General features: G+C 65.0%; 10 protein-coding genes and 1 riboswitch. Of the genes, 9 read left to right on the top strand and 1 reads right to left on the bottom strand.

Going from position 1 to position 12976, the window contains the following annotated elements; genetic code table 11:
• The first annotated feature begins 99 nt into the window (after nucleotides 1-99).
• From E3T43_RS14305 to gcvP, 5 genes are all read left to right on the top strand, one after another.
• Entirely contained in the window at nucleotides 100-699 is a 600-nt protein-coding gene (locus tag E3T43_RS14305) for an LON peptidase substrate-binding domain-containing protein (RefSeq protein ID WP_092450307.1), read from the top strand.
• A gap of 281 nt (nucleotides 700-980) precedes the next feature.
• Nucleotides 981-1589: a DNA-3-methyladenine glycosylase I gene (locus E3T43_RS14310; RefSeq protein ID WP_092450450.1), complete on the top strand. Its 609-nt coding sequence runs from the start codon at nucleotides 981-983 to the stop codon at nucleotides 1587-1589.
• Nucleotides 1590-1622: 33 nt separating this feature from the next.
• A riboswitch (glycine riboswitch) is annotated at nucleotides 1623-1718 on the top strand.
• Between the two features lie 157 nt (nucleotides 1719-1875).
• Nucleotides 1876-3039, top strand: coding sequence for a glycine cleavage system aminomethyltransferase GcvT (gene gcvT, locus E3T43_RS14315; RefSeq protein WP_134472929.1), 1164 nt, complete (start codon nucleotides 1876-1878; stop codon nucleotides 3037-3039).
• A 26-nt stretch (nucleotides 3040-3065) separates the two neighbouring features.
• Entirely contained in the window at nucleotides 3066-3452 is a 387-nt protein-coding gene (gene gcvH / locus E3T43_RS14320; protein WP_092450303.1) for a glycine cleavage system protein GcvH, read from the top strand.
• A gap of 7 nt (nucleotides 3453-3459) precedes the next feature.
• Nucleotides 3460-6360, top strand: coding sequence for an aminomethyl-transferring glycine dehydrogenase (gene gcvP, locus E3T43_RS14325; RefSeq protein WP_134472930.1), 2901 nt, complete (start codon nucleotides 3460-3462; stop codon nucleotides 6358-6360).
• Between the two features lie 9 nt (nucleotides 6361-6369).
• Here gcvP and E3T43_RS14330 read toward each other — a convergent pair whose 3' ends face one another.
• Complete coding sequence (locus E3T43_RS14330; protein WP_134472931.1) at nucleotides 6370-7161, bottom strand: CPBP family intramembrane glutamic endopeptidase; 792 nt, start codon at nucleotides 7159-7161, stop codon at nucleotides 6370-6372.
• Nucleotides 7162-7483: 322 nt separating this feature from the next.
• Between E3T43_RS14330 and E3T43_RS14335 the strand changes: the two genes are divergently transcribed.
• The 4 genes from E3T43_RS14335 to E3T43_RS14350 all read left to right on the top strand — a co-directional run bounded on the left by E3T43_RS14335 (nucleotide 7484) and on the right by E3T43_RS14350 (nucleotide 12899).
• On the top strand, nucleotides 7484-9142 hold the full coding sequence (locus E3T43_RS14335; RefSeq protein ID WP_241979009.1) for an ABC transporter substrate-binding protein: 1659 nt from the start codon (nucleotides 7484-7486) through the stop codon (nucleotides 9140-9142).
• A 145-nt stretch (nucleotides 9143-9287) separates the two neighbouring features.
• Nucleotides 9288-10217 (top strand): ABC transporter permease, encoded by a 930-nt coding sequence (locus tag E3T43_RS14340; RefSeq protein WP_134442006.1) that lies wholly within the window; start codon nucleotides 9288-9290, stop codon nucleotides 10215-10217.
• The gene (locus E3T43_RS14345; protein WP_092450294.1) at nucleotides 10207-11154 is read left to right on the top strand and encodes an ABC transporter permease; all 948 of its coding nucleotides are present in this window, start codon (nucleotides 10207-10209) and stop codon (nucleotides 11152-11154) included. Before E3T43_RS14340 ends, E3T43_RS14345 begins: the two co-directional genes overlap by 11 nt.
• On the top strand, nucleotides 11151-12899 hold the full coding sequence (locus E3T43_RS14350) for an ABC transporter ATP-binding protein (RefSeq protein WP_134472932.1): 1749 nt from the start codon (nucleotides 11151-11153) through the stop codon (nucleotides 12897-12899). The genes E3T43_RS14345 and E3T43_RS14350 overlap by 4 nt, the downstream gene beginning before the upstream one ends.
• Nucleotides 12900-12976 lie beyond the last annotated feature (77 nt).

Here is a 12976-nt window from a genome sequence, read left to right on the forward strand (position 1 = left end):
CTGCATGCACGGATGTCCGACCGCTGCACCCAACGAGTGTTCACCGCGAACACGTGCCTGGGGCTAGGCGCGGCGGCGTCAACGTGGTTCGCTGGGTGTATGACGACCCTGCCGATGTTCCCTCTGGGATCCGTGCTGTTCCCCTACATGCCGCTGCAACTGCGCGTGTTCGAGGAACGCTACCTCGTGATGCTGGCCCGGGTGCTCGATGCCGAGCCGGCCGAATTCGGCATCGTGCTGATCGAACGCGGCCAGGAAGTGGGCGGCGGCGAACGTCGGTTCAGCGTCGGCACCGTCGCCCGGGTTACTCAGCTCGAAGCCCCCGAGGGTTACCTCGGGCTGGTGGTGCAGGGTGAGCGCAGAATCGAGGTGACCGAGTGGATGCCGGAGGACCCGCATCCTCTCGCGACGGTTCGGGCACTACCCGACCTGGAATGGGACGATGCGCTGCTGCCGCGCCGCGAACAGGCCGAGCAACTTGTGCGCCGCACCCTGTCACTCGCGAGCGAGTTCAGCGACCAGGAGTGGTCGCCCGATGTCGCGCTCTCGCACGACCCGACCGCCGCCGCCTGGCAGCTCGCCGCGATCGCCCCGGTCGGACCGCTCGATCAGATCGTGCTGCTGCGCTCGCCCACCATGGAAGCATTGCTCGATAACATCATCGAGCTGACCCAGGCCGCGGCCGCGACCTGGGCCTAGTGACTCACACGCCGATGTCGCGTTGGCGCAGGGCGATGGCTGCCGCCGCCGCCAGTAGGAGCGAGACGGCGTAGAACACGACGATCGTCGTCACGTTCGCCCCGGTGCTCAGCGGGCTGTCACCGAACGCCCAGAAGTACGGACTCAGGATGTGCAGCCACTCCAGGTTCGCACTCTGATTGCCGAGCGCATTGAAGACGTCTCCTTGGCTCTGGCTGCGACTTTAGTCCTCTCGCTCACCTCGGCCGCGGTGTGTGGCGAGCGGTGTTCTAATGGACTGGATGACAGAAATCCCACCAGCCTCCGGCGCCATCGTCGGTCCCGACGGCCTCGCCCGACCCCGGTGGGCTGCGGTCGACCCGATGCTCCGCGACTACTACGACACCGAGTGGGGTATTCCGGTGCGCTTTGAACACGCCCTGTTCGAGCGCATCAGCCTCGAGGCGTTCCAATCCGGGCTGTCCTGGGCGATCATTCTGCGCAAGCGCCCCGGTTTTCGTGCGGCATTCGCCGACTTCGACCCCGACCGGGTCGCTGCCTTCGACGAGGACGACGTCGAACGCCTGCTGAGCGACGCGGCGATCGTACGCAACCGCCTCAAGATTCGCGCGACGATCACCAATGCCCAGGCCACCGTCGCGCTGCGCGAGCAGGGCGGACTGGTCGACTTCGTCTGGGGGTTCCAGCCGAACGAAACCCCGCAGCCGCGAACGCAGGCAGACGTGCCGACCAGCTCCGAGGCATCCGTTTCGCTCGCGAAAGCCCTCAAGAAGGTCGGCTTCGTCTTCGTCGGACCGACCACGATGTTCGCCCTGATGGAGGCGATCGGCATGATCGATACCCACCTGCTGGACAGCCATCGACGCGGAAGCAGCGGAGTGTGGGGCTAGGCTGAGCGCTACCACAACTGAATATCGGGCTATATGGACGGTGCGGGAGAGTTCGGCGCGACAGCGTGCGAACACCGAAGGAGCAATCCTCCCCGACAATCTCTCAGGTACTCGTACCGCATCGAACTGGCCACTCTGAAAAGTAGATTGTGCGTGCCTGACAATCTCGCCCACGGTGAAAGTCAGCGCCCGCGCGCTGGTGAAGCTCTCAGGCACGAGCGACAGAGGGGGAGTTCCCACGCGGCTCAAACGAGCCGTACACACCGCCCTGTGACCCGGAGAACTCATGACCACGGCCGATTCCAGCACCCCCGACTCCACCGATTCACGAAATACCGAACGCTTCTCCCCGCTGCACCAGGCGCACGTCGATGCCGGTGCCAGCTTCACCGACTTCGCCGGCTGGCAGATGCCGGTGCGCTACTCCAGCGATCTCGCCGAGCACCACGCCGTGCGCAACGCGGCCGGCCTGTTTGACCTGTCCCACATGGCCGAAATTCTGGTCGAAGGCACGGATGCCGCCGCCTACCTCGACTACGCGCTGGCCGGCGAGCTCTCGGTTATCGAACTTTGGCAGGCCAAGTACAGCCTGTTGCTGGCCGAGAACGGCGGCATCATCGACGATCTCGTCGTCTACCGCCTCGATGAAACCAAGTTTCTGGTTGTGGCCAACGCCGGCAACCGATTCGCCGCGTTCGACGCGTTGCTCGCCCGTTCCGAAGGCTTCGCCGTGAGCGTCGTTGACCAGAGCGACGACTACGCGCTGATCGCCGTGCAGGGTCCGAACGCCCTCGCCATTCTGCGCGCCACCGGCGGTGTCACCGACGTCGGCACCGACCTGCTGTTCATGAAGTATTACCGAATCACGGATGCCTTCTTCCGTGGCCAGCCGCTGCTGGTCGCCCGCACCGGGTACACCGGTGAAGACGGTTTCGAGCTCTACCTCGCGGCCGACCAGGCCCGTGAACTCTGGGACGCACTCGTGGTCGCCGGCGCCGACCGAGGCCTGGTGCCGGCTGGGCTGGCCAGCCGCGATACCCTCCGCCTCGAGGCTGGCATGCCACTTTACGGTCACGAATTGACCCTCAACACCTTCCCGGTCCAGGCCGGACTCGGCCGCGTCGTCAACCTGAAGAAGGAGAACGACTTCGTCGGCCGAGCGGCCAGCGTTGCGGGGCCGGAGGCTGGGACATCCGTTTTGGTCGGTCTGATTGCCGCTGGCAAGCGTGCCGGACGCGCGGACTACGAGATCTTCCGCAGCGTCGACGCGGAAAACGCCGACGGCGTCATCACCAGCGGCGCCCTGTCGCCGACCCTCGGTTACCCGATCGCCATGGCCTACGTCAGCCCCGACCTCGCCCGTCTCGGCACCGAGGTCTACGTCGACGTGCGGGGTACCCGCATTCCGGCGACCGTCACCTCGCTCCCCTTCTATAAGCGCGTCAAGTAGACCCTCACCCTGCGAAAGGCAATCCCATGACAAACACATCTTCGCTTCAGCCGTCCGAACTTCAATACACCGCCGAGCACGAATGGGTTTTAGTCGACGGCAGCGTCGCGACCGTCGGCATCACCGCGTATGCCGCCGAAAAGCTCGGTGACGTCGTTTTCGTCGAACTGCCGGGCGTCGGCAGCACCGTCGCCAGCGGCACGGTCGTCGGCGAAATCGAATCGACCAAGTCGGTCGGTGAACTGTTCGCTCCGGTCAACGGCACCGTCACAGAAACCAACGACGCCGTCGTGGACAGCCCCGAACTGGTCAACAGCGACCCCTTCGGCGCGGGCTGGCTGATCAAGGTCGAATTCGAGACTCTCCCCACGCTGCTCAGCTTTGCCGAGTATTCCGCCCTGATCGGGGAGTAGACGCACTATGAGTCAGGCTTTCACTCAGCGTCACATCGGAACGGATGCCGACGCCCAGTCCCACATGCTCGCCACGCTCGGCTACGACTCGGTGGAACACCTCGTCTCCGCCGCCATGCCCGCGTCGATCCACGCCGACCTGTTTCGGCAGGACGGCGACAGCACCCTGCCGCCCGCCGCAACCGAGAGCGAGGCCGTCGCGGAGTTGCGCGCCCTCGCCGGCCGCAACACGGTCAAACGCTCGATGATCGGCCAGGGCTACTACGATACGTTCACGCCCGCCGTGATCAAGCGCAACGTGTTCGAAAACCCCAGCTGGTACACCGCCTACACGCCGTACCAGCCGGAAATCTCGCAGGGCCGGCTCGAAGCCCTCATCAACTTTCAGACCATGATCGCCGACCTCACCGGGCTGACCACGGCCAACGCGTCGATGCTCGACGAGTCAACGGCAGTCGTCGAGGGCATGCTGCTCGCCCTGCGCGCGTCCAAGTCGGGCTCGCGCCGATTCATCGTTGACACGGATGCCTTCCCCCAGACGCACGCGCTGCTCGCCAATCGCGCCGCCGTACTCGGCATCGAACTCGCCCAGGTTGACCTGAGCGAGCAGACCACGGCCGAGGATCTCGGCGACTATTTCGGTGTCTTCGTGCAGTACCCGTCCAGCTCCGGTCGCATCTGGAACCCTGAGGGCGTCATCGACCTGGCGCACGAACACAAGGCGCTCGCCGTTGTGGCCGCTGACCTGCTCGCCCTCACCCTGCTGAAATCGCCCGGCGACCTCGGCGCCGACGTCGCCGTCGGCACCAGCCAGCGCTTCGGTGTGCCGATGGGCTTCGGCGGACCGCACGCCGGCTACATGGCCGTGCGCAAGGGACTCGAACGCCAGCTGCCCGGCCGCCTGGTGGGAGTGAGCGTGGACGCCACCGGCCACCCCGCCTACCGCCTCGCCCTGCAGGTACGCGAACAGCACATTCGCCGCGACAAAGCCACCTCGAACATCTGCACCGCCCAGGTGCTGCTCGCCGTCATGGCCGGCATGTATGCCGTCTATCACGGGCCCGAGGGCCTGAAAACGATCGCCACCCGGGTGCACGAGCGGGCCGGTGCCCTCGTCGCCGCCCTGCGCGCGATCGACGTCGACGTGCTCACCGACGCGTTCTTTGACACGTTCCAGATCAACGTGCCGGCGGGCGCCGCCGAGGTCGTCGCGAAGGCAGCCGCGAGCGGCTACAACCTGCACCAGGTCGATGAGAACATCATCAGCGTGTCGGTGGATGAGACCACCACGCTTGCCGACCTCTCTTATATCGTCGGAGCGTTCGGCGGCCGCTCGGCATTCGGCCACGTCGACTTCGACGCCGTGCAGCACGGGCTGCCGACCGATCTCGAACGCACCAGCGATTTCCTCACCCACCCGGTGTTCAACACGCACCGCTCCGAGACCAGCATGATGCGTTACCTCAAGCGCCTCGCCGACTACGATTATGCGCTCGATCGCGGCATGATCCCGCTCGGCTCCTGCACCATGAAGCTCAACGCGGCGAGCGAGATGGAGGCCGTCAGCTGGCCCGAATTCGCCGGAATCCACCCGTTCGCACCGCGCGCCGACGTCGAGGGCTACCTGCACCTGGTGCGCCAGCTCGAAACCTGGCTGACGGATGTCACCGGTTACGATTCTGTGTCGCTCCAGCCGAACGCCGGCAGCCAGGGCGAACTGGCCGGGCTGCTCGCCATTCGTGGCTATCACCAGTCCAATGGGGAGAGCGCCCGCACGGTCTGCCTGATCCCGTCGAGCGCGCACGGCACCAACGCGGCATCCGCTGCCCTGGCCGGCATGCGTGTCGTGGTCGTGGCCTGCGACGAGCTCGGCAACGTTGACCTGACCGATCTGCACGCCAAGATCGCCGAGCACGCCGCCGATCTGGCCGCGCTCATGATCACCTACCCGTCCACCCACGGCGTGTATGAGCACGAGGTCGCCACCATTTGTGCGGCCGTGCACGCGGCCGGTGGCCAGGTTTACGTCGACGGCGCCAACCTCAACGCGCTGCTCGGATTCGCCCGGTACGGCGATTTCGGCGGCGATGTCTCGCACCTGAACCTGCACAAAACCTTCTGCATCCCGCACGGCGGCGGCGGGCCGGGCGTCGGCCCGGTTGCGGCCAAGGCACACCTCGCGGCGTTCCTGCCGGGGCATCCGCTTGCCCAGAGTGACGAGCATTACCTGCTCGGCAGCGGGGGAGCCTCGGCCACCGTCGTGCACGCCGGCGGACCGGTCTCGGCCGCGCCCTACGGCAGCCCGAGCATCCTGCCCATCTCCTGGGCGTATGTGCGCATGATGGGCATCGATGGCCTCAAGCAGGCTACTGGCGCCGCAGTGCTCGCGGCCAATTACGTCGCCAAGCGCCTGGAGAACAGCTACCCGCTGCTCTATTCCGGCGAAAACGGCCTGGTCGCGCACGAGTGCATCCTCGACCTGCGTCCGCTCACCGCGGCCACGGGGATCAGCGTGGACGACGTGGCCAAACGCCTCGTCGACTACGGCTTCCACTCGCCGACGATGAGTTTTCCGGTCGCCGGCACGCTCATGGTCGAGCCCACCGAGAGTGAAGACCTCGGCGAAATCGACCGCTTCTGCGACGCCATGATCGCGATCAAGGCTGAAGCGGATGCCGTCGCCGCCGGCCGCTGGCCCGCCGACGACAACCCCCTGCACAACGCTCCGCACACGGCGCAGTCCGTGATCGAGGGGGAGTGGGAGCATCCCTACGACCGGGCAACGGCGGTGTACCCGCTGGCGTCGCTCGTGCGCAACAAATACTGGCCTTCGGTCCGTCGCATCGACAACGCCTACGGCGACCGCAACCTGGTCTGTGCCTGCCCGCGGCCCGAGGCCTTCGAGTAGGGGACGGGGCTAGCTGGCCGGGGCGAGCAGTCCCGGCCACCAGGCCAGCGCGAGCGGGTACCCGACGAACGAGAGAATGTCGAGCAGCCAGTGCGTCACCACGAGCGGCATGGTGCGCCCCCAGCGGGTGTAGCACCAGCCGAACACGACTCCCATGGCCACGTTGCCGAAGAACGGTCCGACGCCCTGGTACAGGTGGTAGCTGCCACGCAGCACGGCTGAGCTCAGAATGATCGTCCAGATCGACCAGCCGAGCTCACGCAGCCGGGTGAACAGGTAGCCGACCACGATGATCTCCTCGACCAGCGCCGCCTTCAGTGCGGCGAACACGAGAATGGGGATGGTCCACCAGAACGTGTCGAGCGGTGAGGGCACGACGGCCACGGTGAAGCCGAAGGCGCGCCCGGCCAGGTAGAGCGCGAGCCCCGGGATACCGATCACGAGCAGCAGCCCGAACCCGCCGAGTAGGTCCTTACCTGGCCGGGTCAGGTCGAAGCCGAGCCGGGTGAACGGGTTCTGCCCGGGCTTCCAGAGCAGAAACAGCACCAGCGCTACCGCTGCGAGCCCGAACGCGATGCCGAGAAACTGGTAGGTGAAGTCGAGCCACTCCCGCGGCGACTGCGAGCCGTTGATCGTCGCTGATTGGTCGGCGAGCGGTGTTACATCGGTGAGCCGGGCCACGATCGACACGATCGAGTAAACGGCCGACGCCCCGAGCGACAGCGCGAGCACAATGCCGATCTCCCAATACAACGGTGAATTTCCGAGCCGGGAACGGTGCGGGGCGGATGCTGGCGGCATGGCCCTATCCTGCCACCCCGGCATCCGCAGACGCTCGCGTCGCGATCGCGGGGGAAGCATCCGTTCGAAACCCGCCCCGCAACATATGTGCAAAATGACAGTATGTGACGCTCAATAGTTGTCAGATAGATTGCGCGTCTGTAAAATTTTTCACCGTATTGCCCAATCTGGATAAGTAACAAACTAGGGTCGTAACAACCCCCCAGTGTTGCGCCGGTGCTTTCGCGGTCAAAATTGGGTTGACTCTATTGGCGCGTGACACGGTCAAGAGCGGTGTCACGCGCCCTTTTGTGCATTGGAGCAAGAATTGAAAATCAGGAGAATGGGCATTGTTGCCATCGCTCTCGCGTCGACCGGAGCCCTCGTGCTCTCGGGTTGCGCTGGAGAATCAACGACATCGGCTGACGGCACCGCGATCATCACGACGAACGGCAGCGAGCCGCAGATGTCGCTGATCCCGACCAACACCACCGAGGTGGGCGGCGGAAAGATCATCACGTCCATCTTCGCCGGCCTGGTCTCGTACTCGGCCGACGGCGAGATTCAGAACGAGGTCGCCGAGTCAATCGAGTCCGACGACGCCACGACCTGGACCGTCACGCTGAAAGATGACTGGACTTTCACCAACGACGAGCCCGTCACGGCATCGTCCTTCGTTGATGCCTGGAACTATGGCGCGCTGTCCACCAACGCGCAGGGTTCCTCCTACTTCTTCGACAACATCGTCGGCTACTCCGACGTCTCCAACATGATCGACGACCCGACCGGCGCGACCGACGAGGACGGCAACGTTCTTCGCGTTGCCTCGCCGCTCGCCGAGACCATGTCCGGCCTGACGGTCGTCGACGACACCACGTTTACCGTGGAGCTCGCCGGAACCGAGGCCGACTGGCCGCTCCGCCTCGGCTACACGGCCTACTCGCCGCTGCCCGAGGTTGCTTTCGAAGACATGGATGCCTTTGGTCAGAACCCGATCGGCAACGGCCCGTACGAGCTCGCGAGCGAGAACGCCTGGGAGCACGAGGTGCAGATCGAACTCGTCACCAACCCGGACTACGCGGGTGTGCGCACCCCTGCCAATGATGGATTAACCATCATCTTCTATGCCTCCTTCGATGCCGCTTACGCGGCCGTGCAGGGCGGCGACCTCGACGTGCTCGATGCCATCCCCGAATCCGCCCTCGCGAGCTACGAGTCGGACTTCCCGGATACCTTCATCAACGAGCCCGCCGCGGTATTCCAGGCTTTCAACATGCCGTACTACCTCGAGCACTGGTCCGGCGATGAGGGCAAGCTGCGTCGCGCCGCCGTCTCCATGGCCATTGACCGCGCCGAGATCACCGACGTCGTCTTCCAGAACACCCGCACCCCCGCCACCGACTTCACCTCCCCGGTTATCGATGGCTACTCCGATTCCCTCGCGGGTTCCGAAGTGCTCGAATTCAACCCCGAAGAGGCCGTCGCACTCTGGGCCGAAGCCGATGCCATCTCGCCGTATACCGGCACCTTTGACATCGCCTACAACGCCGACGGACCCCACCAGGTCTGGGTCGACGCCGTCGTCAACAGCGTCAAGAACACCCTCGGCATCGACGCAGTCGGCAAGCCGTACCCGACCTTCGGCGCTGCACTTGAAGACCGTGACGCTCAGGCACTGACCGGTGCTACTCGCGCCGGCTGGCAGGCCGACTACCCGTCGCTGTACAACTTCCTTGCGCCGCTGTACCAGACCGGTGCCGGCTCGAACTACGAGGGCTACAGCAGCGAGGCATTCGACACGCTCCTGAAGGAAGGCGCCGCGGCGTCCAGCGTTGAAGAAGCCACCGCCAAGTACGTCGAGGCTCAGGAAGTCCTGCTGCAGGACCTCCCGACCATCCCGCTGTGGTACCAGAACACCTCGGGTGTCTGGTCCGACACGGTCAGCAACGTTGAGTTCGGCTGGGATTCCGTGCCGCTCTACCACGCGATCACCAAGAACTAATAGTTCGTTCCTAGTTCGTCGTTACGAGAGGCCCGGGGGTCATTCCCCGGGCCTCTCGAGTTCCGCTTAATGATTGCGAATCTTTCATGCACTCGACTTCACCCGTGCCAATCTGCACCGTGTCAACTGCGCCGACGGGTAGCTGATGCTCTGGTATACCGGCAAACGTCTGCTCCAGATGATCCCCGTGTTCTTCGGCGCCACGTTTCTCATCTACTTCATGGTGTTCTCCCTCCCCGGAGATCCCATCGCTGCCCTCTACGGCGAACGTCCCCCGTCGGACGCCGTTATTGCCCAAATTCGCGCCGAGTACAACCTCGACAAGCCGTTTTTCGTGCAATACCTGCTCTACATTGGCAACTTCTTCCAGGGTGACCTCGGAACGACCTATTCCGGTCGCTCCGTCTCCGACGTAATGGCCTCCGCGTTCCCGATCACGGCCCGACTGGCCATGCTCGCTCTCGCCTTCGAAGCCTTCTTCGGCATCCTCGTCGGCCTCATCGCCGGGCTCCGCAAGGGCAAGCTTTTCGATGCCAGCGCCCTCGTCGTGAGCCTGCTGCTGATCAGCGTGCCGACCTTCGTGATCGGCTTCGTGCTGCAGTTCGTCTTCGGCGTGCAACTGGGCTGGGCCCGCACGACCGTCAGTGGGGCTGCGCCGATCGACGAACTGATTTTGCCAGCGCTGGTGCTGGCATCCGTTTCGTTTGCCTATATTGTGCGCCTCACCCGGGCCAGCGTGTCCGACAACCTCAACGCCGACTTTGTGCGCACCGCCACAGCGAAGGGGCTGTCCCGCCCCCGCGTCGTGACCGTGCACGTGCTGCGCAACTCGCTCGTACCAGTGATCACCTTTCTCGGTGTCGACATTGGCTCGCTCATGGTCGGTGCCATCGTCACAGAGGGAATCTTCAATATCAATGGGGTCGGTGGAACCGTCTTCAAGGCCATTCGCCTCGGCGAAGGACCGACCGTGGTGTCGTTCATCGCCGTCATGGTGGTGATCTTCGTGCTCGCCAACCTGCTCGTCGATCTGCTGTACGCAGCTCTGGACCCAAGGATCCGTTATGCCAAGTAAGAACCAGGGCGCGCAGCCGCACTTCGTTGCAGCGCTCGAAGACACCCCGCTCGTAGCCATCGACCACCTCGACGAGACCGCGAAAGCGCGCAGCACCTGGGCGGATGCCTGGGACGCGATGCGTCGTCGGCCCGCCTTCTGGATTTCCTCCGGACTCATCCTGCTCATCGTCTTGGTGGCGCTGGTTCCCGGATGGTTCTCGTCGGTGTCGCCGACGCAGTGCCAGCTGTCGGACAGCAACGGGGGGCCGCAGTCGGGGCATCCGCTCGGCTTCACCTTCCAGGGCTGCGACGTCTATGCCCGAATCATCTTCGGCACCAGCGCCTCGGTAACCGTCGGCATGTTGGCTGCGGCGATCGTGACTCTGTTCGGCCTCATCGTCGGTGCCCTCGCCGGCTACTACGGCGGTTTCCTCGACGCCATCGTCTCGCGCATCGGCGACATCTTCTTCGCCGTTCCGACCGTGCTCGGCGCCATCGTGCTGCTCTCGGTACTGCCCGACCGCACTCCGGTGGTCATCGCGCTCGTCATCTCGATCTTCGCCTGGCCGCAGGTCGCCCGCATCATGCGCGGCGCCGTGCTGACCGCGCGAAACTCGGACTACGTGGTGGCGTCGGTCGCACTCGGCGTGTCCAAGTTCAAGATTCTGGTGCGCCACGTGGTTCCCAACGCCATCGCCCCCGTGATCGTCATCGCGACGGTCTCACTCGGCACGTTCATCGTTGCCGAAGCCACGCTCTCGTTCCTCGGTATCGGCCTCGGGCCGGGCACAATGTCGTGGGGACGCGATATCGGCGAAGCGCAGACATCCATTCGTACGAGCCCGCAGGTGCTGCTGTATCCCTCGATCGCGCTCTCCCTGACCGTGCTGGCGTTCCTCATGCTCGGTGACGTGCTCCGCGACGCGCTCGACCCCCAGGCGAGGGCACGCCGATGACCCAGTTAGTGACCGAAACCGTGAACCAGATTCCTTCCGCCGGCTCCGAACCGCTCCTGGAGATCCGCGATCTCGAGGTCGGCTTCCGCACCCAGCGCGGCATCGTGCCCGCCGTGCGCGGCGTCAGCTTCACGCTCTACCCCGGCCAGACCCTCGCGATCGTGGGGGAGTCCGGTTCGGGCAAGACCACGACGGCGCAGGCGATCATCAAGCTGCTGGCCGGCACCGGCCAGGTGACCGGCGGCCAGATCCTGTTCGAGGGTCGTGACCTGACCACCCTGAAGGCCACCGAGATGCAAATCGTGCGCGGCCGCGAGATCGGCTACGTTCCGCAGGACCCGATGAGTAACCTCAACCCGGTGTGGAACATCGGTTTTCAGGTGTCCGAAGCCATCAAGGCCAACAGCGGCCTACGCGGCAAGCCACTGAAGGCGCGCACCATTGAAGTGCTGCAGGAGGCGGGTCTGGCTGATGCCGCCGACCGGCTCAAGCAGTATCCGCACCAATTCTCCGGCGGCATGCGTCAGCGTGTGCTCATCGGCATTGGGCTGTCGGCTCGGCCGAAACTGCTCATCGCCGACGAGCCGACCAGTGCGCTGGATGTCACCGTGCAGCGCCAGATCCTCGACCACCTCGCCACCCTCACCCGGGACTACGGCACGAGCGTTCTGTTCATCACCCACGACCTCGGCCTCGCGGCCGAGCGGGCCGAACAGCTCGTGGTCATGTACAAGGGCAAGATCGTCGAGTCCGGGCCGTCGCAGGAGATCCTCGCCAACCCGCAGCACCCGTACACCCAGCGTCTGGTGGCGGCCGCTCCGAGCCTCGCCTCGCGGCGCATTCAGGCGAAGAAGAATGAGGATGCCCCGGCGACCGAAATCTTCTCGGCTGGCGGAACGGACACCGCGCTGATTCGGCGCGCCACCGACCGTGAACTGGCAGCGTCGGGCAAAGACCTCATCTCGGTCGAGGGCATCACCAAGATGTACCGCATCCGTAAGTCCGGGCTGCGTTTCGACGAGCTGCTCGCCGTGAACGAGGTGTCGTTCGGGGTGAAGAAGGGCACCACCACGGCGATCGTGGGGGAGTCCGGTTCGGGCAAGTCCACCGTGGCCAAGCTCATTCTGCAGCTGGAGAGCCTCACCAGCGGGCGGATTGAATTCGAGGGGCGCGACGTTGCCGGGTTGAAAGGCAAGGAGCTGCTGAACTTCCGCCGCCGCGTGCAGCCCGTGTTCCAGGACCCGTACGGTTCGCTCGACCCGCAGTACAACGTGGGAAACACCATCGCCGAGCCGCTACTCGCGCACAAAGTGGGCACCAAACGGGAACGGCAGAAGCGCGTGCTGCAGCTCCTCGATCAGGTGTCCCTGCCCGCGTCGACCCAGTTTCGGTACCCGAGCGAACTCTCCGGCGGCCAGCGCCAACGCATCGCGATTGCCCGCGCCTTGGCGCTCAAGCCGGACGTGCTCGTGCTCGACGAGGCCGTCTCCGCGCTCGATGTGCTCGTGCAGGGTCAGATCCTGAACCTGCTCACCGAACTGCAGACGGAGCTTGGCCTGACCTACCTGTTCATTACGCACGACCTCGCCGTGGTGCGCCTGGTCGCCGACAATGTCTGCGTCATGCAGAAGGGCCGCATCGTCGAGGCGGCATCGACCGACGACGTGTTTGACAACCCGCGTGAGGTGTACACGCAGGAACTGCTGGCGGCAATCCCCGGAGCAAACTTCGAGTTCGGGCGGTAGCTGATCGGTTTGCACGATGCGGGCCCGACGGGGATCGATCCACGTCGGGCCCGCAGTGTTGTGGGGGCGCCGTATCG

Source organism: Cryobacterium sp. Hh7 (assembly GCF_004403155.1).
Classification (GTDB): domain Bacteria; phylum Actinomycetota; class Actinomycetes; order Actinomycetales; family Microbacteriaceae; genus Cryobacterium; species Cryobacterium levicorallinum.

Bases quoted from the DNA above. Each gene is read 5' to 3' on its own strand.
- E3T43_RS14340 (WP_134442006.1), top strand. From the start codon at position 9,288: ATGCTCTGGTATACCGGCAAACGTCTGCTCCAGATGATCCCCGTGTTC.
- E3T43_RS14305 (WP_092450307.1), top strand. From the start codon at position 100: ATGACGACCCTGCCGATGTTCCCTCTGGGATCCGTGCTGTTCCCCTAC.
- E3T43_RS14345 (WP_092450294.1), top strand. From the start codon at position 10,207: ATGCCAAGTAAGAACCAGGGCGCGCAGCCGCACTTCGTTGCAGCGCTC.
- E3T43_RS14350 (WP_134472932.1), top strand. From the start codon at position 11,151: ATGACCCAGTTAGTGACCGAAACCGTGAACCAGATTCCTTCCGCCGGC.
- E3T43_RS14330 (WP_134472931.1), bottom strand. From the start codon at position 7,161: ATGCCGCCAGCATCCGCCCCGCACCGTTCCCGGCTCGGAAATTCACCG.
- E3T43_RS14310 (WP_092450450.1), top strand. From the start codon at position 981: ATGACAGAAATCCCACCAGCCTCCGGCGCCATCGTCGGTCCCGACGGC.
- E3T43_RS14335 (WP_241979009.1), top strand. From the start codon at position 7,484: ATGGGCATTGTTGCCATCGCTCTCGCGTCGACCGGAGCCCTCGTGCTC.
- gcvP (WP_134472930.1), top strand. From the start codon at position 3,460: ATGAGTCAGGCTTTCACTCAGCGTCACATCGGAACGGATGCCGACGCC.
- gcvT (WP_134472929.1), top strand. From the start codon at position 1,876: ATGACCACGGCCGATTCCAGCACCCCCGACTCCACCGATTCACGAAAT.
- gcvH (WP_092450303.1), top strand. From the start codon at position 3,066: ATGACAAACACATCTTCGCTTCAGCCGTCCGAACTTCAATACACCGCC.